This window comes from Bacteroides sp. 1_1_14 (assembly GCF_000162515.1).
In the GTDB taxonomy this organism is placed as follows: Bacteria; Bacteroidota; Bacteroidia; order Bacteroidales; family Bacteroidaceae; genus Bacteroides; species Bacteroides thetaiotaomicron.
The window spans coordinates 393278-417638 of sequence record NZ_GG774706.1 but is presented as its reverse complement, the minus strand read 5'-3'; the positions used below and the strand labels follow the sequence as shown (position 1 = coordinate 417638).

Annotated in this window: 18 protein-coding genes and 1 tRNA gene; 11 read left to right on the top strand and 8 right to left on the bottom strand. The window is 43.7% G+C overall.

Features of this window, described 5'->3' with window-relative positions:
* The first annotated feature begins 85 nt into the window (after window positions 1–85).
* On the top strand, window positions 86–2128 hold the full coding sequence (locus tag HMPREF9007_RS11045; RefSeq protein WP_225651425.1) for an LruC domain-containing protein: 2043 nt from the start codon (window positions 86–88) through the stop codon (window positions 2126–2128).
* A 159-nt stretch (window positions 2129–2287) separates the two neighbouring features.
* Here HMPREF9007_RS11045 and argS read toward each other — a convergent pair whose 3' ends face one another.
* Together argS and HMPREF9007_RS11055 are read right to left on the bottom strand one after the other, a co-directional pair.
* Window positions 2288–4081: an arginine--tRNA ligase gene (gene argS / locus HMPREF9007_RS11050; protein ID WP_008761934.1), complete on the bottom strand. Its 1794-nt coding sequence runs from the start codon at window positions 4079–4081 to the stop codon at window positions 2288–2290.
* An 82-nt stretch (window positions 4082–4163) separates the two neighbouring features.
* Window positions 4164–4436: an HU family DNA-binding protein gene (locus HMPREF9007_RS11055; protein WP_008761933.1), complete on the bottom strand. Its 273-nt coding sequence runs from the start codon at window positions 4434–4436 to the stop codon at window positions 4164–4166.
* 215 nt (window positions 4437–4651) lie between these two features.
* Between HMPREF9007_RS11055 and HMPREF9007_RS11060 the strand changes: the two genes are divergently transcribed.
* The 5 genes from HMPREF9007_RS11060 (at window position 4652) to secDF (ending at window position 12609) form a co-directional block, all read left to right on the top strand.
* Window positions 4652–5326, top strand: coding sequence for a rhomboid family intramembrane serine protease (locus HMPREF9007_RS11060; protein ID WP_008761932.1), 675 nt, complete (start codon window positions 4652–4654; stop codon window positions 5324–5326).
* Complete coding sequence (locus HMPREF9007_RS11065) at window positions 5307–6209, top strand: rhomboid family intramembrane serine protease (RefSeq protein WP_008761931.1); 903 nt, start codon at window positions 5307–5309, stop codon at window positions 6207–6209. The genes HMPREF9007_RS11060 and HMPREF9007_RS11065 overlap by 20 nt, the downstream gene beginning before the upstream one ends.
* A gap of 3 nt (window positions 6210–6212) precedes the next feature.
* Entirely contained in the window at window positions 6213–7298 is a 1086-nt protein-coding gene (locus tag HMPREF9007_RS11070; RefSeq protein ID WP_008761930.1) for an endonuclease/exonuclease/phosphatase family protein, read from the top strand.
* A gap of 28 nt (window positions 7299–7326) precedes the next feature.
* On the top strand, window positions 7327–9411 hold the full coding sequence (locus HMPREF9007_RS11075; protein WP_128567858.1) for a M3 family metallopeptidase: 2085 nt from the start codon (window positions 7327–7329) through the stop codon (window positions 9409–9411).
* Window positions 9412–9576: 165 nt separating this feature from the next.
* Window positions 9577–12609, top strand: a complete 3033-nt coding sequence (secDF, locus tag HMPREF9007_RS11080) for a protein translocase subunit SecDF (protein WP_008761928.1) — start codon at window positions 9577–9579, stop codon at window positions 12607–12609.
* 174 nt (window positions 12610–12783) lie between these two features.
* Here the strand turns inward: secDF and HMPREF9007_RS11085 are convergent.
* A tRNA-Arg gene (locus HMPREF9007_RS11085) sits at window positions 12784–12855 on the bottom strand.
* 203 nt (window positions 12856–13058) lie between these two features.
* Here HMPREF9007_RS11085 and HMPREF9007_RS11090 point away from each other — a divergent pair.
* Together HMPREF9007_RS11090 and HMPREF9007_RS11095 are read left to right on the top strand one after the other, a co-directional pair.
* Window positions 13059–14909 carry a 2-oxoacid:acceptor oxidoreductase subunit alpha gene (locus HMPREF9007_RS11090; protein WP_008761927.1) on the top strand — a complete coding sequence of 617 codons (1851 nt, stop codon included), beginning with the start codon at window positions 13059–13061 and terminating at the stop codon, window positions 14907–14909.
* 3 nt (window positions 14910–14912) lie between these two features.
* Window positions 14913–15923 carry a 2-oxoacid:ferredoxin oxidoreductase subunit beta gene (locus tag HMPREF9007_RS11095; RefSeq protein ID WP_008761926.1) on the top strand — a complete coding sequence of 337 codons (1011 nt, stop codon included), beginning with the start codon at window positions 14913–14915 and terminating at the stop codon, window positions 15921–15923.
* A 181-nt stretch (window positions 15924–16104) separates the two neighbouring features.
* On the opposite strand, the gene HMPREF9007_RS11100 is transcribed toward HMPREF9007_RS11095, so the two are convergent.
* Genes HMPREF9007_RS11100 through aroQ form a run of 5 tightly spaced genes read right to left on the bottom strand, consistent with a single transcriptional unit; the run spans window position 16105 to window position 20252 of the window.
* Window positions 16105–17331 (bottom strand): FtsX-like permease family protein, encoded by a 1227-nt coding sequence (locus HMPREF9007_RS11100; RefSeq protein WP_032850441.1) that lies wholly within the window; start codon window positions 17329–17331, stop codon window positions 16105–16107.
* Window positions 17328–17660, bottom strand: a complete 333-nt coding sequence (rbfA, locus tag HMPREF9007_RS11105; protein ID WP_008761924.1) for a 30S ribosome-binding factor RbfA — start codon at window positions 17658–17660, stop codon at window positions 17328–17330. Before rbfA ends, HMPREF9007_RS11100 begins: the two co-directional genes overlap by 4 nt.
* Window positions 17661–17676: 16 nt before the next feature.
* Window positions 17677–18315 (bottom strand): class I SAM-dependent methyltransferase, encoded by a 639-nt coding sequence (locus tag HMPREF9007_RS11110; RefSeq protein WP_008761923.1) that lies wholly within the window; start codon window positions 18313–18315, stop codon window positions 17677–17679.
* 25 nt (window positions 18316–18340) lie between these two features.
* Entirely contained in the window at window positions 18341–19798 is a 1458-nt protein-coding gene (gene pyk, locus HMPREF9007_RS11115; protein WP_008761922.1) for a pyruvate kinase, read from the bottom strand.
* 31 nt (window positions 19799–19829) lie between these two features.
* Complete coding sequence (gene aroQ, locus HMPREF9007_RS11120) at window positions 19830–20252, bottom strand: type II 3-dehydroquinate dehydratase (RefSeq protein ID WP_008761921.1); 423 nt, start codon at window positions 20250–20252, stop codon at window positions 19830–19832.
* Between the two features lie 74 nt (window positions 20253–20326).
* Between aroQ and xerD the strand changes: the two genes are divergently transcribed.
* The 3 genes from xerD to HMPREF9007_RS11135 all read left to right on the top strand — a co-directional run bounded on the left by xerD (window position 20327) and on the right by HMPREF9007_RS11135 (window position 24356).
* Window positions 20327–21286 carry a site-specific tyrosine recombinase XerD gene (gene xerD / locus HMPREF9007_RS11125; protein ID WP_008761920.1) on the top strand — a complete coding sequence of 320 codons (960 nt, stop codon included), beginning with the start codon at window positions 20327–20329 and terminating at the stop codon, window positions 21284–21286.
* Window positions 21287–21424: 138 nt separating this feature from the next.
* Complete coding sequence (locus HMPREF9007_RS11130) at window positions 21425–23116, top strand: tetratricopeptide repeat protein (RefSeq protein ID WP_008761919.1); 1692 nt, start codon at window positions 21425–21427, stop codon at window positions 23114–23116.
* A gap of 112 nt (window positions 23117–23228) precedes the next feature.
* Entirely contained in the window at window positions 23229–24356 is a 1128-nt protein-coding gene (locus HMPREF9007_RS11135) for a TlpA disulfide reductase family protein (RefSeq protein WP_008761918.1), read from the top strand.
* The last annotated feature ends 5 nt before the right edge of the window (window positions 24357–24361 follow it).

Sequence of the window (24361 nt, the reverse complement as noted above, 5' to 3'; positions counted from 1 at the left end):
TTAAACGATTTATTTCCAAACTCTTTGTTTTGATATATTAAATGCATACATTTGCGGGTCACAATCAAATTATCAGAACACAGTTATGCAAACAAACAATTTCAAATCTCTCTCAATGGGGGTACTATGCGCACTCTCGTTAGTCGGTTGTATGGAAAAGGACTTATATCAGGCTCCAGAAGAAAAAACTGCAGATGAATATTTTGGCTTTACAACATCCTCCAGTTGCACAGTTGATGTAAACTATGGTTTAAATTATCAAGTTGTATTTGAGTTATATGCCGAAAATCCACTTGAGGAAGATGAGGATGGAAACATTATAAAGACAAAAGAAGAGCCTGTCTATCGCGGGGCTACGGATAAAAAAGGAATTTTTAATGATTTCATATCCATTCCATCTTATCTTACAGAACTTTACCTTTATTCAGACTATCTGGGAACTGTCAGCCCGATTCAACTACAAATTACAAACGGAAAAGTATCTTTTGATCAGAAAGCTTTTATACAAAGTAAGAGAAATGCGAAGGGTACGAGTAGAGGGGTTACCAATAGCGGCTACAAATATCCGGAAGGTTTTCAGATTTTAGGTGAATGGAATGAGATAGGATGTCCTACTTATCTTTCTTCTACTCCGACGGAAATAGATGGGCAGCTCATGTATAATATCCGCGAAGTTTTTATTAAACCGGGTGGAAGTGCAGCGATGGAAGATTATTATCCTGAATATATAGATGATAATGTAAATATAGAGATCAATATTAAGAAGCCTACGGAAATCGGACTGGTTATGCTCAGCAGTACAGGTACCAAGCAAAATACAGTCGGTTATTTCACCTACCCTACCGATCAAAAGCCGACTGATATAAGTCAAGTTACACCGATCATTGCCTATCCGCGCATATCGACTGCCGTGTGTAATTCCAGCAGTACAGCAGGTAGTATGTATACCGGCGACAGAGTAGAACTGAAATATTGGGATGGCACAAAGTTCGTGAACGAGTTCCCTGCGGGAGTAAGCATAGCATGGTTCCTTATTGAGTCCTCCTACAACCAAAGCACAAAGGAGGTTCTGAACAATAAACGTACTTTCTATTCGATTCGTGATCTGAATAAGAGCAAAGAACACCGTACCATTGCCCTAAAGAACAAATCAGGAGAAGTCGTTGCATTTGGTATGGAGGATGCAACCAACTTCGAACCGACAGGAGATAATACCAGAAAAGGAAACTTTGGCGATGCCGTATTCTATCTTGATTTCTCAGATGGATCAGCCATTGAGACTGGTGGTGTAGAAGAACTCCCTGACAAATCCATTAACGACAAAGAGATTTATAACTCCTTTAAAGGTGTATTATCATTTGAAGATTTTTGGCCATCCAAAGGAGATTATGACATGAATGATATGGTTGTCGAATATAAGCGTGAGATTTATAAGAGCGTTCTCACAAGTAAAGTCGTAAAAGTTATAGATACATTTGTGCCTAAACATGATGGTGCAAACTGGCAGAATGGTTTTGGTTACCAGCTCACAGGTATAGCAAATAGTGATATAAAGAAAATAACCGTAGAATCCGACGGAATCGTCTCACAATTCATGGAGGGGCAAGACCGGGAGCCTGGTCAAAATTATCCCACTATTATCCTTTTTGACAATCAAAAAGCAGCTATAAACAAAACATTTACAGTAACGATAGATGTCGCTCAAGAAAGATTTACAGAAACGGCATTCACCCCTTTCTTTAATAACGAATATTGGGAAAAAACATACAGCAAATTTAATATGAACCCCTTTATCATCATTTCTACCAGCACAGGACGTGATAAAGAAGCACATATTGTGAAATTCCCTCCGACAAACAAAATGAATTTCTCTTATTTCGGTACAGGCAGTGATGTATCCAGGCCTGATGAGGGATTATATTACGTAAATAATGAGAATATGCCGACGGGACTACAGATTAGCGGTATCAGTGTAGGAATCAAACGAAGTGCCGATTTTCTCGTACCAGTAGAAACGACAAGCATTTTGGAAGCGTATCCTAAATTTGGTGACTGGGCATCCAGCTTCGGCGCTTCCAATCCATATTGGTGGAAAGATCCTGATAATTCGAAAGTAATTACCCAATAATACAAAGACTGTCTGAAAAGTATGTAATCCCTATCATTAACTTTACCCAAAGCCTTTCTTAAAGATAGTGTACAATTCCTTTTCGGACAGTCTTTTTCTATTCAACAACATCCCAGTCCCGTTCCGGAACACATAAATATATTTTGTTCAGGGCAAGTATTACATTCTGGAAGGTACCTCAATGCCCAACAAGCCCATTCCTAAACGAACCACTTTTGCTACATTGGCAGACAGAGCAATACGGAATACTTTTACCGCCTCATTCTCTTCACGCAGAATGCTGAAATCATGGTAGAACTGATTATATTCTTTCACCAGATCATAGGTATAATTCGCGATAATAGACGGACTGTAGTCTTCTCCGGCCTGTTTTACAACTGCCGCAAAGTCAGCAACCATCTGAATCAGTCCTTCTTCCTTCTCGCTCAGCTCGATACCAGCAGGAATCTGTTCAGGTATCACAATTCCAGACTCAGCCGCTTTACGAAGCACAGACTGAATACGGGCATACGTATATTGAATGAACGGTCCTGTATTACCATTGAAGTCAATAGACTCTTTCGGATTGAAAGTCATATTCTTACGGGCATCTACTTTGAGAATAAAGTACTTCAAAGCACCCAGACCGACAATACGGGCAATATCATCCGCTTCTTCCTGCGTCAGACCATCCAGTTTTCCGAGTTCCTGCGAAGTTTCTTTTGCAGTCGATACCATCTCTTCCATCAGGTCATCGGCATCAACGACTGTTCCTTCACGAGATTTCATCTTACCTTCCGGCAATTCTACCATACCATAAGAGAAATGTACAAGGCCTTTACCCCATTCAAAACCGAGTTTATCCAACAGAATAGAAAGTACCTGGAAGTGATAATTCTGTTCGTTACCAACGACATAAATCATTTTATCAATCGGATAATCAGCGAAACGAAGTTTGGCCGTACCAATATCCTGCGTCATATAAACAGAGGTTCCATCGCCACGAAGAAGCAGCTTATGATCCAGCCCCTCGGCAGTCAGGTCAGCCCAGACAGAGCCGTCTTCTTTTTTGAAGAAAAAGCCTTTTTCCAGTCCCTCCATTACTTTCTCTTTTCCTTCGAGATAAGTATTGGATTCATAATATATCTTATCGAAGCCGACACCCATCTTCCGGTAAGTCTCATCAAATCCGGCATACACCCAGTTGTTCATCATCTCCCACAGGGCACGTACTTCCGGATCGCCGGCTTCCCATTTCACCAGCATTTCGCGGGCTTCCTGCATCAACGGAGAAGCAGCTTCCGCTTCCTCTTTCGTCATGCCTTTTTCCATCAGTTCGGCAAGTTCCGCTTTATAATGCTTGTCGAAAGACACATAGTAGTCGCCTACCAGATGATCACCTTTCTTGCCGGTGCTTTCAGGAGTTTCGCCGTTTCCGTATTTCTTCCATGCCAGCATGGATTTGCAGATATGGATACCACGGTCGTTTACTATATTCGTCTTTACTACTTTATTTCCGTTTGCAGCCACAATGTTAGCCAGCGCATTTCCCAAAAGATTGTTGCGCACATGCCCCAAGTGAAGCGGCTTGTTGGTATTCGGTGAAGAATACTCAATCATCACCAACGGAGAAGTTTCGGTAGCTTTCACCAGACCGTACTCTTCATCCGACTGAATCTCATTCAGCAACTCAATCCAGGTAGCCGATGCAATAGTCAGATTCAAAAAGCCCTTTATTACATTGAAAGCAGCTACAGCTGGTTCGTTCGCCTTCAGATATTCGCCAATTTCCTGCGCTGTCTGTTCCGGTCCTTTTCTTGACATTTTCAGAAAAGGGAACACCACCAGCGTCAAATGTCCTTCAAATTCTTTCTTCGTTTTTTGCAACTGCACCATCTTCTCAGGGACTTCCTGACCGTAAAGTGCTTTTAGTCCGTTGATGACGGACGCTACAAGTTTATCTTCTATCTTCATAATCAAGTTGTTTCTTGCGCGCAAAGATACAAAAAAAGGAGACGCACGCGCCTCCCTCTTCTAATTTCTTTCAACTATATGTTTATTCAACAGCTGCAGACAATTCAGCACCAGCTTTAAATTTAGCTACTTTCTTAGCAGGAATAGTAATAGCTGCCTTTGTAGAAGGATTAATACCGGTTCTTGCTGCTCTTTCACTTACAGAGAACGTTCCAAAACCAACCAAAGCTACCTTGTCACCAGCTTTCATAGCGTTAGTAACTGAAGAAATGAAAGCATCAAGAGCTTTCTTCGCATCGGCTTTACTCATTTGAGCTTCAGCAGCCATTGCACTAATAAGTTCAGACTTATTCATGATACGTAAAATGATTAATTAATATATATGTTACACAAAAGATTTCCCATTACGACTTTACAAATATAGATGAACAAAACAACATATCAAATAAAAACATAAAAAAAACGCAGCAAATTATTGAAAAAGAGCTAATAGGGAAGCTTTTCCATGCTTTAAAACAGAATTTATTCGTACTTTTGCGTTCATTACTTAAATATTCAGAATATAAAATTATGCCAACTGTAACTAAAAACCTGATAATTATCAATGTACTAGTCTTTTTCGGGACACTTGTCGCCCAACGATACGGTATCGATCTGACTAATTATCTAGGATTGCATTTTTTCCTCGCCAGTGACTTCAATCCGGCACAGCTTATCACTTATATGTTCATGCATGGCGGATTCAGCCACATTTTTTTCAATATGTTTGCCGTTTTCATGTTTGGAACTGTTCTTGAACGGACCTGGGGACCGAAACGTTTCCTTTTTTATTATATCGCCTGTGGTATCGGTGCAGGACTCATCCAGGAAGGAGTGCAATACATCAAATATATAGTAGACTACAGCCACTATTCACAAGTGGATATAGGAACGGGGATTATTCCTATGGGAGAGTTTTTGAACATGCTGACCACCGTGGGCGCTTCGGGAGCTGTATATGCCATTTTGCTCGCATTCGGTATGTTGTTCCCCAACAACCAGCTATTTATCTTTCCGCTGCCCTTCCCTATCAAAGCTAAATTCTTTGTTTTCGGTTATGCTTTGATTGAACTGTATGCCGGTTTTGCCAATAATCCCGGAGATAATGTCGCGCATTTCGCCCACTTGGGAGGTATGATATTCGGATTTATCCTGATTATGTATTGGAGAAAAAAAAGTAGAAACAATGGGACATATTATAACTGATTTAAAAGAAACGTTCAGAAGAGGAAACACTTTCATCCGACTGATTTACATTAACGTAGGCATCTTTGTTATCGGTACGTTAATCAGTGTCATATTGCAGCTGTTCAACCTGAGTGCAACGGGAATATTCGATTTATTCGCCCTTCCAGCTTCCCTTCACCGGTTTATTCTTCAGCCATGGTCATTGCTCAGCTATATGTTCATGCATGCAGGCTTCCTGCATATCCTGTTCAACATGCTCTGGCTGTACTGGTTCGGAAGTTTGTTTCTCTATTTCTTTTCGGGAAAGCATTTACGGGGATTGTATGTATTGGGAGGTATCTGCGGAGGATTGTTCTACATGATAGCCTATAACATCTTCCCTTATTTCAGCCAGACATTGCCGTTCTCCACACTCGTCGGGGCTTCCGCTTCCGTGCTGGCCATCGTAGCTGCCACCGCCTACAGAGAACCGAACTATCGGGTACAGCTTTTCCTTTTCGGCGCCGTCCGTTTGAAATATCTCGCACTGATCGTTATCGGAACGGACCTGCTCTTTATTACATCCAACAATGCCGGAGGACACATCGCCCACTTAGGCGGCGCACTTGCCGGGCTCTGGTTTGCAGCCAGTCTGAGCAAAGGCAAAGACGTGACTTACTGGATCAACTGGTTCCTTGACGGCTTCGCTTCCCTGTTTCAGAAAAAGACATGGAAACGCAAACCAAAAATGAAAGTACATTATGGAAGCGATACAAGTCGCGAGAAAGATTACGATTATAACGCCCGTAAGAAAGCACAATCGGATGAAGTAGACCGCATTCTGGAAAAGCTGAAAAAATCCGGTTATGAAAGCCTGACGACGGAAGAGAAAAAGAGCTTGTTCGACGCAAGCAAAAGATAAAGAATGGAACACATTGGCAAATTTGTCCTGTATTTGATATTGGCAGTCAACGCACTCTTTGTAGGGATGTTGATTCTGAGTGCCTATAGCCCGTATCTTCAACCGAAAATACACCCGATAGCTTCTTGCCTGGGGCTTGCCTTCCCCATCTTCCTTGCTGTCAACATCTGTTTCACCCTCTTTTGGGTAATCATCAGCTACCGCTATGCCTTATTACCGGTCATCGGTTTTCTGGTATGTATTCCACAGATACGAACCTATATTCCCATCAATTCTACAGTAGAAACGATACCGGATGGCAGCATCAAATTCCTCTCTTACAATGTGATGGGATTTAACAATCTGGAGAAAAAGGAAGGAAAGAATCCGATATTATCCTATCTGGCTGACAGTGAGGCTGACATAATCTGTCTCCAGGAGTACAATTCAACCAAAAACAAGAAATATCTGACAGACGAAGACATCAGAAAAGCATTGAAAGCATATCCCTACCGTTCCATTCACAATCCGGAAAGAGGAGGCAGCCAGTTGGCCTGTTTCTCCAAATTCCCCATACTTTCAGCACGTCCCATCAAGTATGAAAGCACTTACAATGGTTCGATGCAGTACACCCTGAAAGTAAATGAGGACACTATCACCCTCATAAACAACCATCTGGAATCCAATAAACTGACGAAAGAGGACAAGGTGATTTATGAAGATATGATTAAAGACCCGAACGCGAAGAAGGTAAAAACGGGACTCCGGCAATTAATAAAGAAACTGGCAGAAGCGTCGGCCATCCGTTCTTCGCAAGCGGATTCGGTAGCCGTCGCCATCGCAAACAGCAAATACCCGACTATTATTACCTGTGGCGATTTCAACGACGCTTCCATTTCGTATACCCATCGTATCCTGACTCAACAACTGGATGACGCCTTTACACAATCCGGCAGGGGACTGGGCATCTCCTATAATCTGAATAAATTCTATTTCCGGATAGACAATATTCTGATCAGCCCCAATCAGAAAGCCTATAACTGTACCGTAGACCGTTCGATCAAAGATTCGGACCATTACCCGATCTGGTGCTATATAGGCAAGCAATAAAACAGAAAAAACTTTAATAAATACCATGATGATTAGAAAAACTTTAACCATTTTAGCAGCAAGTTGTATGATGTACTCCTGTGGAACAAAAACAGAAAGCAACCCTTTCTTCACTGAATTTCAAACAGAGTATGGTGTTCCTTCCTTCGATAAAATCAAACTGGAACATTACGAACCCGCCTTTCTGAAAGGTATTGAAGAGCAGAATCAGAATATCCAGGCCATTATCGCAAGCCCGGAAGTACCTACCTTCGACAACACGATTGTAGCTTTGGACAACAGCGCACCCATTCTGGACCGTGTAAGTGCCATTTTCTTCAATATGACGGATGCGGAAACAACCGATAAACTGACCGAGCTCTCTATCAAAATGGCACCGGTCCTTTCCGAGCACGAAGATAACATCTCCCTGAATCAGGAGCTTTTCAAACGTGTAAACGCTGTATATCAACAAAAAGATTCCATGAATCTGACCACGGAACAGCAACGCCTGCTGGACAAAACTTACAAAGGATTTGTCCGTTCGGGTGCCAATCTGGACGCAGAGAAACAGGCACGTCTGCGTGAAATCAACAAAGAACTTTCTACTCTAGGCATCACATTCAGCAATAATGTACTGAATGAAAACAATGCTTTCCAGCTTTTCGTAGACAAGAAAGAAGATTTAGCAGGATTGCCCGAATGGTTCTGCCAAAGCGCAGCCGAAGAAGCCAAAGCTGCCGGACAACCGGGGAAATGGCTGTTCACCCTGCACAACGCCAGCCGCCTTCCATTCCTGCAATACTCTGAGAACCGCCCTCTCCGTGAGAAAATGTACAAAGCATACATCAACCGCGGCAATAACAATGACAAGAATGACAACAAAGAAACGATCCGCAAGATCGTCTCCCTCCGTCTGGAAAAAGCAAACCTATTGGGCTTCAACAACTACGCCAACTTCGTACTGGATGAGACAATGGCAAAGAATGACGGCAACGTAATGAGTCTGCTGAACAACCTTTGGAGCTATGCCCTCCCGAAAGCGAAAGCCGAAGCCGCAGAACTTCAACAGTTAATGGACAAAGAAGGTAAAGGCGAGAAACTGGAAGCATGGGACTGGTGGTACTACACAGAAAAACTCCGCAAAGAGAAATACAACCTCTCCGAAGAAGACACCAAACCTTACTTCAAATTGGAGAATGTACGCGAAGGAGCTTTCGCAGTCGCCAACAAACTATATGGTATCACGCTAAGCAAACTGGAAGGTATCCCGACCTATCATCCGGATGTAGAAGTCTTCGAAGTAAAAGACGCTGACGGCTCCCAACTGGGTATATTCTATGTAGACTATTTCCCGCGTTCCGGAAAAAGCGGTGGCGCATGGATGAGCAATTACCGCGAACAGCAGGGAGCAATCCGCCCCTTGATATGCAACGTATGCAGTTTCACCAAACCGGTCGGAAACACCCCTTCCCTGCTGACTATGGACGAAGTAGAAACCCTGTTCCACGAATTCGGGCACGCTCTGCACGGCTTATTGACAAAATGCGAATACAAAGGGACCTCCGGCACCAATGTCGTACGCGATTTCGTTGAACTTCCTTCTCAGATCAACGAACATTGGGCTACCGAACCGGAAGTGCTGAAAATGTATGCCAAACACTATCAGACGGGAGAAGTAATCCCCGATGAAATCATCGAAAAGATTCTGAAACAGAAAACGTTCAACCAAGGATTCATGACCACCGAGTTACTGGCTGCCGCCATCCTCGACATGAACCTTCACATGACAACAGATGTAAAGAATCTGGATATGCTTGCTTTCGAAAAAGAAGCCATGGACGAGCTCGGTCTGATCCCCGAAATTGCCCCCCGTTACCGCGTCACTTACTTCAATCATATCATTGGCGGATACGCTGCCGGATACTACAGTTACCTTTGGGCGAATGTACTTGACAATGATGCCTTTGAAGCCTTCAAAGAACATGGGATCTTTGATAAAAACACCGCCGACCTCTTCCGCTACAACGTATTGGAGAAGGGAGACAGCGAAGATCCGATGATACTTTATAAGAATTTCCGCGGTGCGGAACCAAGCCTGGAGCCGTTACTGAAAAACAGAGGAATGAAATAAAACGGCAAAAAAGCCCTTAAACATCAAATATTTGAGGGCTTATTACATATGAATGTGAAAAAAAAACTATATTTGCAGCCTTGTATGCGGCAAAATGGACTTGTATACGACAGAATTTAACTGAAAATTAAATTAAAAAAGTAATCATCATAAATTAAAAGTAAAATGCAAAACAAAGGATTTGTAAAGGTTTTTGCGGTACTACTCACGCTGGTATGCGTGTTCTACCTCTCCTTCTCCTTCGTAACCCGCCATTACACTAATAAGGCGAAAGAGATTGCGAACGGCGACCCGAAAGTAGAACAAGACTACCTTGACTCTCTCTCCAATGAGAAAGTAATGCTGTGGAACTGGACGCTGAAAGATTGTCGTGAAATGGAGATCAGTTTAGGTTTGGACCTAAAAGGTGGTATGAATGTTATCCTTGAAGTTTCTGTGCCTGATGTTATCAGAGCATTGGCTGACAACAAGCCGGATGAAAACTTCAATAAAGCGCTGAATGAAGCTGCAAAACAAGCTGTCAACAGCCAGGACGATATCATTACCTTGTTCGTCAGAGAATACCAGAAAACTGCTCCGGGCGCAAAACTTTCCGAACTCTTCGCAACACAACAGTTGAAAGATAAAGTTAACCAGAAATCATCAGATGCCGAAGTAGAAAAAGTATTGAGAGCAGAAGTAAAGGCTGCCGTTGAAAACTCATACAACGTGCTTCGTACCCGTATCGACCGCTTCGGTGTTGTTCAGCCGAACATCCAGAGCCTCGAAGATAAGATGGGCCGTATCATGGTGGAACTTCCGGGTATCAAGGAACCGGAACGTGTGAGAAAACTTCTTCAAGGTTCGGCTAACCTCGAATTCTGGGAAACATATACTGCAAAAGAGATTCTTCCGGCTATGCAGTCGGCTGACTCAAAATTGCGTGCTATCCTGTCACAGGAAACTGCCGCTGATTCTACAGCCACTAACGCAACTGCAGACACAATCCCCGCAGCCAAGCTGGCAGAAGCTACTCCGGCAAAGAAAGCCGTAAGCGTTGCCGACAGTCTCGCAGCTACTCTGAAAGGAGATGCCAAAGACGAAAAGGCGGGAGCAAATATGGAAGAAATCAAAAAGCAATATCCGTTGCTAGCTGTTCTTCAGTTGAATTCAAGCGGTCAGGGTCCGGTGATCGGCTATGCTAACTATAAGGATACTGCCGATATCAACAGATATCTGAGCATGCCCGAAATCCAGTCAGAACTTCCGAAAGACCTTCGTCTGAAATGGGGTGTTTCTCCTTCTGAATTTGATAAGAAAGGACAGACATTCGAATTGTATGCTATCAAGTCTACCGAACGTAACGGCAAAGCTCCGTTGGAAGGTGACGTAGTAACAGATGCAAAAGACGAATTCGACCAATACAGCAAACCGGCTGTAAGCATGACCATGAATTCTGACGGTGCACGCCGTTGGGCACAGCTGACCAAACAGAACATCGGTCGTTCTATCGCTATCGTTCTTGATAACTATGTATATTCTGCTCCAAACGTGAACTCTGAAATCACAGGTGGACGTTCACAGATTACAGGTCACTTCACTCCTGAACAGGCAAAGGACTTAGCTAACGTATTGAAATCAGGTAAGATGCCGGCTCCGGCGCACATCGTACAGGAAGATATCGTAGGTCCGTCTCTAGGTCAGGAATCTATTAACGCAGGTATTTTCTCATTCGTTGTAGCTTTGATCCTGTTGATGATCTATATGTGTTCCATGTATGGCTTCATCCCGGGTATGGTTGCCAACTGCGCATTGTTCCTGAACTTCTTCTTCACGCTGGGTATCCTTTCATCCTTCCAGGCGGCACTGACCATGTCCGGTATTGCCGGTATGGTGTTGTCACTCGGTATGGCAGTAGATGCGAACGTACTTATCTATGAACGTACAAAAGAAGAGCTTCGTGCCGGCAAGGGTGTGAAGAAAGCATTGGCTGACGGTTATTCAAATGCCTTCTCTGCTATCTTCGACTCCAACCTGACATCTATCATCACCGGTATCATCCTGTTCAACTTCGGTACAGGTCCTATCCGTGGTTTTGCCACTACATTGATTATCGGTATCCTTGTATCCTTCTTCACTGCTGTGTTCATGACTCGTCTGGTTTACGAACACTTCATGAATAAAGACAAATGGCTGAACCTGACATTTACTTCCAAGATTTCCAGAAACTTGCTGGTAAATACCCGTTTCGACTTCATGGGAACCAATAAGAAATCACTGATCATCGTAAGCGCTATTATCCTTGTTTGTATCGGTTCGTTTGGATTGCGTGGTTTAAGTCAAAGTATTGACTTCACCGGTGGGCGTAACTTCAAGGTACAATTCGAGAATCCGGTAGAACCGGAACAAGTTCGTGAACTGATCGCTGACAAGTTTGGTGAAGATGTAAATGTAAATGTGATCGCTATCGGTACAGATAAGAAAACAGTACGTATCAGCACCAACTACCGTATCGCAGACGAAGGTAACAATGTAGACTCTGAGATTGAATCATACTTATACGAAACACTGAAGCCATTGCTGACACAGAACATCACATTGGCTACTTTCATCGACCGTGACAATCACACAGGCGGTAGTATCGTAAGTTCACAGAAAGTAGGTCCGAGTATCGCAGACGATATCAAGACAGGTGCCGTATGGTCAGTTGTTCTGGCTCTGATCGCTATCGGTCTGTATATCTTGATCCGTTTCCGCAACATCGCTTACAGTATCGGTTCTATCGTAGCTCTGACTTGTGATACGATCATGATTATCGGTGCTTACTCATTGCTGTGGGGTATCGTTCCGTTCTCACTGGAAATCGACCAGACATTTATCGGTGCTATCCTGACGGCTATCGGCTACTCTATTAATGATAAGGTGGTAATCTTCGACCGTGTACGTGAGTTCTTCGGCTTGTATCCGAAACGTGACAAGCGTCAGTTGTTTAACGACTCTCTGAACACTACACTGGCTCGTACCATCAATACTTCATTGAGTACGTTGATCGTATTGCTGTGTATCTTCATCCTAGGTGGTGATTCAATCCGCAGCTTCGCATTCGCTATGATTCTCGGTGTTGTTATCGGTACTTTATCTTCCTTGTTCATTGCATCTCCGATTGCATACAACATGATGAAGAACAAAAAAGTAGTGGTAGCAGCTACGGAAGAATAATAAATTCCAGAAATAGAAAAAGCCTCTTCCGAACATTCGGAAGAGGCTTTTTTCTATTGATTATTAAAACAAATAGAAGCTATAAGACGTTAATCTTTAAAGAAGCCATTGTAATACTTAAAACTCAATACAGTATGAAGCAAAACAACACCGCCTCCCGCAGATTTCTCTTAGTAGCCCCGAGGGGAATCGAACCCCTATCTAAAGTTTAGGAAACTTCTATTCTATCCGTTGAACTACAAGGCCGCTTTTATTTTGGTTGCAAAGATAACGGTTTCTGTTGATTTAACAAGAATAAAAATGCAGGTTCCTTTCAGTAATTCCAATTATTTGGCGTCAATAGGACAATAAAGTTCGATTTATTTTGATAATTCGATTAACTTTCCGACCTTTGCGCTCACAAATTGAAAGTAAAATCAGTTTTTAAATTAAATATAGTAATTAAAGTTATGGCAGACGAAATGATGGTTAAAGAATTGGAGGAAGTCGTAGTACGTTTCTCCGGCGACTCCGGCGATGGTATGCAGCTGGCAGGCAACATCTTCTCGAACGTGTCGGCTACGGTAGGAAATGACATCTGTACATTCCCCGACTATCCGGCAGACATCCGTGCCCCGCAAGGTTCGCTAACCGGTGTTTCCGGTTTTCAGATCCACGTAGGCGCAGGACAGGTGTACACTCCAGGAGACCGTTGCCACGTATTAGTAGCGATGAACCCCTCCGCACTGAAAACACAAATCAAATTCTGTAAACCGCAAGGACTTATCATTACCGACTCCGACTCGTTCGAAGCCAGAGACCTGGAAAAAGCACAATTTAAGACCAACAATCCTTTTGAAGAATTAGGCGTTAAACAAGAAGTGCTGGAAGTGCCCATCTCTTCTATGTGCAAAGAAAGTCTGAAAGATTCCGGACTGGACAATAAAACGATTCTCCGTTGTAAGAATATGTTCGCGCTCGGACTGGTTTGCTGGCTGTTCAACCGCAATCTGGCAGCAGCAGAAAAGATGCTGCGCGAGAAGTTCGCCAAGAAACCGGAAATCGCAGAAGCAAATATCAAGGTATTGAACGATGGCTACAACTACGGCGCCAACACACACGCTTCTACCTCTACTTATAAGATTGAAAGCAAAGCCCCGAAATCAAAAGGGCTTTATACAGATATTAATGGTAACAAGGCAACGTCTTACGGACTGATTGCCGCAGCCGAAAAAGCCGGTCTGGAACTATATCTGGGTTCGTACCCGATCACTCCGGCTACCGACATTCTGCATGAACTGGCCAAACATAAATCACTGGGAGTAAAAACCGTACAGTGCGAAGACGAAATCGCCGGTTGTGCTTCTGCCGTTGGTGCAGCTTTTGCAGGTGCGCTGGCAGTAACGACAACTTCCGGTCCGGGCATCTGCCTGAAAAGTGAGGCGATGAACTTGGCCGTTATCGGCGAACTTCCGTTGGTGATTGTCAACGTACAGCGTGGTGGCCCGTCTACGGGTCTACCTACCAAATCGGAGCAGACCGACTTGCTGCAAGCACTCTACGGTCGTAACGGTGAAAGCCCGATGCCGGTTATCGCCGCCACTTCACCGACCAACTGTTTCGATGCCGCCTACATGGCAGCCAAAATTGCTTTGGAACACATGACTCCGGTCGTATTACTAACAGATGCTTTCGTAGCCAACGGCTCTGCCGCATGGAAACTTCCTGATCTGAATGACTACCCTGCCATCAATCCTCCGTATGTAACTCCGGACATGGCAGGCAACTGGACTCCGTACCAACGTAACGAAGAAACAGGCGTACGCTACTGGGCGACTCCGGGAACAGAAGGTTTCATGCACCGTATCGGTGGGCTTGAAAAGAGTAATGAAACCGGAGCCATCTCTACCGAACCCGAAAACCACAACAAGATGGTTCACCTGCGTCAGGCAAAAGTGGACAAGATTGCAGACTACATCCCCGAACTTGAAGTGCTGGGCGATGAAGACGCAGACTTGCTGATTGTAGGCTGGGGCGGTACCTACGGACATCTCCGTCTGGCTATGGACTTCATGCGCGAACATGGAAAGAAGGTTGCATTCGCACACTTCCAGTACATCAACCCGCTGCCGAAGAATACAGCCGACGTATTACGTAAATATAAGAAGATCGTAGTAGCCGAACAGAATCTGGGACAATTTGCCGGTTACCTGCGTATGAAAGTACCTGGACTGAATATCAGCCAGTTCAACCAAGTGAAAGGACAGCCTTTCGTTACGAGAGAATTGATAGATGCATTTACTAAATTATTGGAGGAATAAGAGATGAGCGATAAAGTATATACCGTACAAGATTATAAATCAGGTCAGCCTCGCTGGTGTCCGGGATGCGGTGACCACGCTTTCCTGAACTCACTGCACAAGGCAATGACCGAACTGGGAGTAGCTCCACACAATATCGCCGTAATTTCCGGTATCGGTTGCTCTTCCCGTCTGCCTTATTATGTAAATACGTATGGTTTCCATACCATCCACGGACGTGCCGCTGCCGTTGCAACGGGTGCTAAAGTGGTTAATCCGGATTTGACTATCTGGCAGATTTCCGGTGACGGTGACGGTCTGGCTATCGGTGGTAACCACTTCATCCACGCTGTTCGTCGTAACATCGACCTGAACATGATTCTGTTGAACAACCGTATCTACGGACTGACCAAAGGACAGTATTCACCGACTTCCGAACGTGGATTCATCAGCAAATCATCTCCTTACGGAACGGTAGAAGACCCTTTCCATCCGGCAGAACTGGCATTCGGTGCACGCGGACGTTTCTTTGCACGTTGTATCGCTGTAGACGGCGCCGCTTCTGTAGAGGTTCTGAAAGCAGCAGCCAACCATAAGGGTGCATCTGTTGTGGAAGTTCTGCAAAACTGTGTAATCTTCAATGACGGAACTCACGCTTCTGTTGCAACGAAGGAAGGACGCGCAAAGAATGCGATCTATCTGGAACACGGCAAACCGATGTTGTTCGGTGAAAACAAAGAGTTCGGACTGATGCAGGAAGGTTTCGGACTGAAAGTGGTAAAACTTGGCGAGAATGGCATCACAGAAAAAGATATTCTGATTCACGATGCTCATTGCCAGGACAATACTCTTCAGTTGAAGCTGGCTTTGATGGAAGGCCCCGATTTCCCGATTGCACTCGGTGTGATTCGTGAGGTAGAGGCACCTACCTACAATGACGCTGTAGCAGAACAGATTGAAGAAGTCAAAGGCAAGAAGAAATATCATAATTTCCAGGAGTTGCTGATGACAAACGATACTTGGGAAGTGAAGTAATTCATTTTACTGAGAAAAAATAGAAAAGCGCAGGTAAAGGAGTTCGTCTCCTGCCTGCGCTTTTGGTTTATATAGTTTCTACATAAATACATGAAACACTCTGTTCCATTTTAGCAAACTCCTCTACAAAGCACCTACACCTCTGTATTCAAAGGTTATAGCCTTTTTCTTCTTCAGCCAATTACAGAAGCCGCTTGCTTAAGTAACGCACTGGATACCATACTGACAGGAATCCCACTGCTAAAACAGTAATAAAAATAAGCACTACATCCCATGCATGGACGCTTACCGGATAAGCGTCCACCACAAAAGTTCCACCACCTCCGCCAAGGGTAATGATGCCAAACTTCTGCTGAATAAAACATAATATCAACCCCAGTATAATACCGGAGATAGCACCAAAGAGAGAGATGAGCCGTCCCTCAAATAAAAAGATACGGGATATCAGTTTATCACTGGCTCCCAGACTGCGCAAGGTTATGACATCGTCTTTCTTATCCAGAATCAACATAGAAAGAGAACCGATCACATTAAAACAGGCAATCATCAGAATAAAAGTAAGAAACAGATAAGAGATCAGCTTCTCTATTTCCATGATACGGAAAACATCTGCTTGCTGCTGATAACGGTTCTGTACCACAAAGTCATCACCCAGCATTTTTTCTATTTTAGACTGTACGGATGATATATTGGCATTCGGTTTCAGTTTCAACTCAATGCCGGAAACCTCTGTCGTATAGTCCAATAAGTTACGAAGGAAATCAAGGGAAGTGAGAATATAGCTTTCATCATACTTCTGTTGGTTGACCACGAACACAACACCCGGTGAATAAAGATAGTCGCGATTGAAAGAAGCCCCGGGATTCGCCATATTCACTTTGGCATTACGCTTGGGAAGATACACCTGCAAAGGATCTACGAACGCCAGTCCGGTACCCAAAGTCGAAACCAGTTCCACGCCCATCACCCCATAATTCACTATCGAATCATGAAGAATAAACTCGCCGGCTCCGTAAAGAATGCTATCTATTTCGGTTAAATCCTCAAAGTTATCTTCCACGCCTTTCAACACAACCATAGCCTGACGGTCTTTATATTGCACCATCGCATTCTCTTCCAACGTCTCTGTAGATACCGAGACATCCGGAAGCGCACAGACCGCACGAATCTTTTCATCCTGTCCGTCGAAGACTTTTCCCTCGCGGATGGTAATCTTCAACTGAGGATCAAAAGCTGTGAAAAAGCTGGCTACCATATCCTGAAATCCGTTGAATACGGAAAGCGTGCAGACCAGTGCCAACGTAGCAAGTGCCACCCCGCATACTGATATGCCGGAAATAATATTGATAGCATTATGCTTCTTTTTCGAGAAAAGATAACGCCGGGCTATGTAGAAGGGAAAATTCACTTCAGCAAAGAATCAATCTTCTCAATATAATCCAGTGAGTCGTCCACGAAGAACTTCAATTCGGGAATAATCCGTAATTGATGACGCACACGGGTTCCGAGCTCAAAGCGAATGGACTTCATGTTCTCATTGATATTCTTCACCATTTCTTCTGCTTTCTCTGACGGGAAAACGCTCAGGTACACGCGCGCAATACTCATATCAGGACTGATACGAACGGCGCTGACCGATATTAATATACCCGGCATTGCCTTTGTCTGAAGCAGGAATATCTCGCTCAGCTCCTTCTGTAACAGGCGGGATATCTTATTCTGTCTGGTTGTTTCCATAAATTTACTCCTTATCTTACTTTTTTCTTATTATAGTTAACCCATCACGCAAAGGCAGGATTACTTTCTCCACCCGGTCGTCCGCCGCAAGGGCGTCATTGAATGCTTTGATGCCAATGGTCTGCGTATCCGCACTACGAGGTTGTTCCAACACATGACCATCCCACAATGTATTGTCGGCAATGATATACCCACCTGTGGAAAGATGCTTTAAAACCATCTCGTAATAATCGATATATTTACGTTTATCACCGTCAATGAAGGCCAGATCGAACGTAACGCCCAAATGAGGAACAAACTCCAAGGCATCTCCTATATAAAAGCGAATCTTGTCCGCAAAAGGAGAATTCTCCAGCCAGGGACGGGTAAAGTCCTCTTGTTCATCATTAATTTCAAACGTATGCAACATTCCGCCCTCCGACAAGCCTTCCGCCAGACAAAGGGCAGAATAACCGCTATACGTTCCGATCTCCAGTATATGCCGGGGGCGAATCATCTCCACAAACATTTTCAGCATCCGCCCCTGTAAATGCCCGGAAGCCATACGGGGACGAAGCAGTTTCACATGCGTATCCCGGTAGAGTGCTTTCAGATAGTCACTTTCCGCATCGATATGCTGCAAAATATATTCATCAATAGATTCAGTCTCCTGCATAAAAACCTTATTTTAGATGTAACAGTTAGAGATAACGATTGTTGTTAGGCAATACAGTTTCTCCCGCATGTTTCAACGCATCTTCCACGACATTGATTTCGAGGAATGAAGTTTGTGTACCTGCCTTACCGCTACTCAAATATCCTACCATATCAGTCGGCTGCAAACGTCCTTCCTTCAACAGGCGGCGCAAAGCGGCAAAATAATATTCCTGTCCGTTGGCCAGCTCCGGCATATAGATTGCTTCCACTCCATAAGAAAGTGCCAGATGACGCATGGTCTTTTCTTTATAGCAGATAGCCAATACCGGGAATTTACCACGAAAAGCTGCCAGATTACGGGCGGTCCGTCCGCTATAGCTGTCTGTGATGATAGCACGTATCTTCAGTTTCGATGTAGCTTTCACTGCCTGTTTAGCAAGGAAGGCCGTTACATCGTTACTGTTTTCGTTCAACGGGATACGGATATCATTCTCTTCCAGTTTATCTTTTTCAGCCTGGGCCGCGATCTTGGTCATTGTCTTGACTGCATCTACCGGATATTTGCCATAAGCAGTCTCACCGCTCAACATCAGAGCATCCGTACGATAGTAGATTGCATTCGCGATATCGGTCACTTCCGCGCGGGTCGGACGAGGATTGTTGATCATGGTATGAAGCATCTGAGTCGCAACGATCACCGGTTTCTTTGCCAGGATACATTTGCGGATCAGCACACGCTGGATACCCGGAATACGTTCCTGCGGCACTTCGATACCCAGGTCACCACGGGCTACCATCACGCCGTCCGCCACTTCAAGAATCTCGTCGATGTTGTCCACCCCTTCCTGATTCTCAATCTTGGCAATAATCCGGATATCACTATTGTGAGCATCCAGAATTTCACGGATATCAAGTACGTCCTGACGGTTGCGCACGAAAGAGTGAGCGATGAAATCGATATCCTTTTCAATCGCGTAAAGTATATTGTTACGGTCTTTCTCTGTCAATGAAGGAAGATTGATACGAACACCCGGGACGTTCACGCTCTTGCGGCTTCCCAACGTTGCATCGTTTTTCACTTCGCAAAGCAGATAATCGGCTGTCTTATCGATTACTTCCAGTTCAAGATCACCATCGTCAATCAGAACCAGACCTCCGATATTCAAATCGTTCACAAAGTTAGGATACGAAACAGCGATACATTCACGAGTCGTCTCCTGATCAGGATTGCCGACAATCTTTACTTTATCACCTATCTGATATGGAATCGGTTCCGCATTGGCAGTTGTACGTACTTCCGGTCCTTTGGTATCCATGAGGATTGCAATCCGGTTGGATACGGAACGTACATTGGCAATCAACGCTTCAAAACCTTCACGGCTAGCGTGAGCCGTATTCATACGTACCACATTCATCCCAGCTTCAAACAGCTGTTTTATAAAGTCCACATCGCAACGTCTGTCCGAAATGGATGCGACGATTTTTGTCTGTTTCAGTAACATAGCCTTTTTACCTATTTAATATATTAATACCTTATTTATTACCTAACAAAGCCTCCAGAGCCAAACGATACGAGTTCAGCCCGAAGCCACAGATCACTCCTTTGCATGCGCAGGCGATCATAGATACATGCCGGAAAGACTCACGGCTATGTACATTAGAAATATGTACCTCGATCACCGGAGAAGTCACAGAACGAATGGCATCCTGCAGAGCGATGGAGGTATGTGTATAAGCGCCGGCATTCAGAATGATGCCGTCTACCTCAAAACCTACCTGCTGAATGCAGTCAATCATTTCTCCCTCAATGTTCGATTGAAAATAGTCGATCTCCAAATCAGCATATCTTTTACGAAGCTCAGCCAGATAGTCTTCAAATGTAACACTTCCGTATATGGAAGGTTCACGTTTGCCCAACAGATTGATGTTCGGGCCATTAATAATTTGTATTCTCATCGCCGTAGTCCTGCTTTTTTAATACCTTTGTATCCAAAGAACAATATTTCAGGCTACAAAGGTAGAAAAAAGAAATGGAAATCAACGAAAAAAACAAGAAGAAGGAGCAACAAGCACTGATAATCAGAAAGTACCAGCAGTACCTCAAGCTGGAAAAGTCTTTATCCCCCAATACATTGGACGCTTATCTGACCGATCTGGATAAACTGATGAGTTTTCTGACTCTGGAAGGGATAGATGTTCTTGAAGTATGCCTGTCCGATCTCCAGCGTTTCGCTGCGGGATTGCATGACATCGGCATTCATCCTCGTTCTCAGGCACGCATTTTATCCGGCATCAAGTCCTTCTTCCGTTTCCTTATTATGGCGGATTATCTGGAGGCTGATCCCAGCGAACTGCTGGAAGGTCCCAAGATAGGATTAAAACTCCCCGAAGTGCTGACCGTAGAAGAGATCGACAACATCATCTCCTCCGTAGACCGCAGCAAAGCCGAAGGACAGCGCAACAGAGCTATTCTGGAAACATTATACAGCTGCGGACTCCGTGTATCCGAACTTGTCAGCCTCAAATTATCCGATCTCTATTTTGATGAAGGCTTCATCAAAGTAGAAGGCAAAGGAAGCAAGCAACGTCTTGTTCCCATTTCCCCCCGTGCCATTAACGAGATCAAACTTTATTTCTTGGACCGCAACCGGATAGAAGTTAAAAAAGACTATGAAGATTTTGTGTTTGTCAGCCAGCGGAGAGGCAAATCACTTTCCCGGATTATGATCTTTCATATGATAAAAGAATTAGCACAAAATGCGGGTATCACCAAAAACATCAGTCCGCACACTTTCCGACACTCCTTTGCCACTCATTTACTGGAAGGTGGCGCCAATTTACGGGCCATCCAGTGCATGCTCGGCCACGAATCGATTGCGACGACCGAAATTTATACCCATATCGACCGAAACATGCTTCGCAGCGAGATTATCGAGCATCATCCCCGAAATATCAAGTATCGGCGAGAAAAAGAGTCGGGTTTTCATTAAATTATGATAAAAACCTCCTGCTAACTACATAATTATATTAAGAATTAATATCTTTGCGATGTTTTTCCTTTATTAGGATTGAAAAGGGGTTATAAATATGACGATATTTCAATTACAAACATTTAATTTATACCTAAAATGACAAAGAAGTTGTACTTGCCTTTACTCATGGCAATTGTTGTTGCACTTTTCTCTTCGTGCAAGAAAATGGGTCCCCTGTCAGCGGACTACTTCACTGTTACTCCACAAGTGTTGGAAGCAGTAGGTGGTAAAGTTCCTGCTACCATTAATGGTAAATTCCCTGAAAAGTATTTCAAGAAAAAAGCTGTAGTAGAAGTTACTCCGGTTTTGAAATGGAATGGCGGTGAAGCTAAAGGACAAAGTGCTGTGTTCCAAGGAGAAAAAGTAGAAGGAAACGATCAGACTATCTCTTACAAAGTAGGTGGTAGCTATACGATGAAAACATCTTTCGACTATGTTCCTGAAATGGCAAAATCTGAACTGTGGCTTGAATTCAAAGCTAAAGTTGGTAAAAAGGAAGTCGTTATCCCCGCTGTGAAAGTAGCTGATGGTGTAATCTCTACTTCTGAATTGGTAAATAACACATTGGGCAGCGCTAACCCGGCTCTGGGCGAAGATGCTTTCCAACGTATCATCAAGGAAAAACACGATGCTAACATCATGTTCTTGATCCAACAGGCTAACATCCGTTCAAGCGAGTTGAAAACTGCTAAAGAATTCAACAAGGAAGTTGCTAACATAAACGAAGCTGCCAACAAGAAGATCAGCAACATCGAAGTTTCTGCTTATGCTTCTCCTGATGGTGGTGTAAGCCTGAATACAACTCTGGCAGAAAACCGCGAAAGCAACACCACCAAGATGTTGAACAAAGACTTGAAGAAAGCTAAGATCGACGCTCCGGTTGACGCTAAATATACTGCACAGGACTGGGAAGGTTTCCAGGAACTGGTTTCTAAATCTAACATCCAGGATAAAGAACTGATCCTTCGCGTATTATCTATGTATCAGGATCCTGCACAGAGAGAACAAGAAATCAAGAACATCTCTTCTGTATACAAGAACCTGGCTGACGATATCCTTCCTCAACTGCGTCGTTCTCGTTTGACTTTGAACTACGAGATCATCGGTAAGTCTGACGAAGAAATCACTAAGCTTGCTTCTTCTAATCCTTCTGAACTGAACATCGAAGAATTGCTGTATGCTGCTACACTGACTAACGATCCTGCAAAACAGGAAGCTATCTATACTCAGGCAACAAAACAGTTCCCTAACGATTACCGCGCATACAACAACCTTGGTAAGCTTGCTTATCAAGCTGGTAACGTTGACAAAGCTGAATCTTACCTGAAGAAAGCTGCCAGCGTAAACGCTGCTCCTGAAGTAAACATGAACTTAGGTTTGATCTCTTTGATCAAGGGTGACAAAGCTGCTGCTGAAGCTTACTTCGGTAAAGCTGCAGGTACAAAAGAACTTGGCGAATCTATGGGTAACCTGTACATCGCTCAAGGCCAGTACGAAAGAGCAGTTAACTCATTCGGTGACGCTAAGACTAACAGTGCTGCTTTGGCTCAGATCCTTGCTAAGGACTACAACAAAGCTAAAAACACACTGGCAGGCGTAGAAAAACCAGATGCTTACACAGACTACCTGATGGCAGTTCTAGGTGCTAGAACTAACAATTCTTCTATGGTAACCAGCAGCTTGAAGAGCGCTGTTGCTAAAGAACCTGCGTTGGCTAAGAAAGCTGCAACAGACTTGGAATTCTCTAAGTTCTTCACAAATGCAGACTTCATGAGCATCATCAAATAAGAGAATTACCACTCTATTTTAGATATTGAGAATTGCTCGTCATTACAAATGACGGGCAATTCTTTTTTTTATCTGTAAAAAACCGTACTTTCGCAGAAAAGAAATCAAAGCAATGAAAAAGAGTAGTATTTTAATCCTCATCATTATCTGTCTGGTCGGATGCAAGAAGGGCTCCAATGAGACAACCATCACCGGAGAGATCAAAGGACTCGGAACAGATACACTTTATTTGTACGGCATGGACGAACTGTACGACCGGATAGACACCATTTATGTAGAAAACGATAAGTTCTCCTACACTACCAGCGTAGATACGATCACTTCTGCCTATCTGTTACTCAAGAACCGGATTGAATATCCTGTCTTTCTTGATAAAGGTAACAAGATCAAAATAAAAGGAGATACGATCAACCTGAATTTCCTGACTATCAGTGGAAATATATACAATGAGGAGTTTACAGACTTCCAAAAAGCACTGGAAGATCCGGCTGATCCTTCAGAAAAAGCCGGCGAAGAAACAGTGGATAAAAGAATAACTGTAGAGAAAGCAAACACTGCCGAAGAAATGGCGGAAGAGTTCATACTGCAACATCACTCCTCCTATGTAAGCCTTTACTTATTAGACAAATACTTCGTTCAGAAAGAAACGCCTGACTTCAGTAAAATTAAAAAGCTAGTTGAAGTAATGACAGGTGTATTACAGGACAAACCGTATATCGAACGTTTGAATGAAACAATCACTCAGGCAGAAAAATCGGAGATTGGCAAATATGCACCTTTCTTCAGCCTGCCCAATGCGAAAGGAGAAAAGATTACCCGTTCATCAGACGCCTTCAAGCAGAAAAGCCTGCTGATCAACTTTTGGGCTTCCTGGAACGACAGCATCTCTCAGAAGCAGAGCAACAGCGAGCTAAGAGAAATCTACAAAAAGTATAAGAAGAACAAATATATAGGAATGCTCGGCATCTCACTGGATGTAGACAAGCAGCAATGGAAAGACGCCATCAAACGCGATACGCTGGACTGGGAACAGGTATGCGATTTCGGCGGACTCAATTCTGAAGTAGCCAAGCAATATTCTATCTATAAAATACCTGCCAACATACTTCTCTCGTCGGACGGAAAGATTTTAGCTAAGAACCTTCGGGGAGAAGAGCTGAAAAAGAAAATAGAAAACATCGTTGAGGAAGCGACAGAAAAAGAAAAGAAAAGAAAAACAAACAGAAGAAATAAACGGTAATCAAA

Excerpts from the sequence above, each read along its gene's own strand:
- HMPREF9007_RS11045 (WP_225651425.1), top strand. The coding sequence starts at position 86 with ATGCAAACAAACAATTTCAAATCTCTCTCAATGGGGGTACTATGCGCA.
- argS (WP_008761934.1), bottom strand. The coding sequence starts at position 4,081 with ATGAAGATAGAAGATAAACTTGTAGCGTCCGTCATCAACGGACTAAAA.
- HMPREF9007_RS11055 (WP_008761933.1), bottom strand. The coding sequence starts at position 4,436 with ATGAATAAGTCTGAACTTATTAGTGCAATGGCTGCTGAAGCTCAAATG.
- HMPREF9007_RS11060 (WP_008761932.1), top strand. The coding sequence starts at position 4,652 with ATGCCAACTGTAACTAAAAACCTGATAATTATCAATGTACTAGTCTTT.
- HMPREF9007_RS11065 (WP_008761931.1), top strand. The coding sequence starts at position 5,307 with ATGGGACATATTATAACTGATTTAAAAGAAACGTTCAGAAGAGGAAAC.
- HMPREF9007_RS11070 (WP_008761930.1), top strand. The coding sequence starts at position 6,213 with ATGGAACACATTGGCAAATTTGTCCTGTATTTGATATTGGCAGTCAAC.
- HMPREF9007_RS11075 (WP_128567858.1), top strand. The coding sequence starts at position 7,327 with ATGATTAGAAAAACTTTAACCATTTTAGCAGCAAGTTGTATGATGTAC.
- secDF (WP_008761928.1), top strand. The coding sequence starts at position 9,577 with ATGCAAAACAAAGGATTTGTAAAGGTTTTTGCGGTACTACTCACGCTG.
- HMPREF9007_RS11090 (WP_008761927.1), top strand. The coding sequence starts at position 13,059 with ATGGCAGACGAAATGATGGTTAAAGAATTGGAGGAAGTCGTAGTACGT.
- HMPREF9007_RS11095 (WP_008761926.1), top strand. The coding sequence starts at position 14,913 with ATGAGCGATAAAGTATATACCGTACAAGATTATAAATCAGGTCAGCCT.
- rbfA (WP_008761924.1), bottom strand. The coding sequence starts at position 17,660 with ATGGAAACAACCAGACAGAATAAGATATCCCGCCTGTTACAGAAGGAG.
- HMPREF9007_RS11110 (WP_008761923.1), bottom strand. The coding sequence starts at position 18,315 with ATGCAGGAGACTGAATCTATTGATGAATATATTTTGCAGCATATCGAT.
- pyk (WP_008761922.1), bottom strand. The coding sequence starts at position 19,798 with ATGTTACTGAAACAGACAAAAATCGTCGCATCCATTTCGGACAGACGT.
- aroQ (WP_008761921.1), bottom strand. The coding sequence starts at position 20,252 with ATGAGAATACAAATTATTAATGGCCCGAACATCAATCTGTTGGGCAAA.
- xerD (WP_008761920.1), top strand. The coding sequence starts at position 20,327 with ATGGAAATCAACGAAAAAAACAAGAAGAAGGAGCAACAAGCACTGATA.
- HMPREF9007_RS11130 (WP_008761919.1), top strand. The coding sequence starts at position 21,425 with ATGACAAAGAAGTTGTACTTGCCTTTACTCATGGCAATTGTTGTTGCA.
- HMPREF9007_RS11135 (WP_008761918.1), top strand. The coding sequence starts at position 23,229 with ATGAAAAAGAGTAGTATTTTAATCCTCATCATTATCTGTCTGGTCGGA.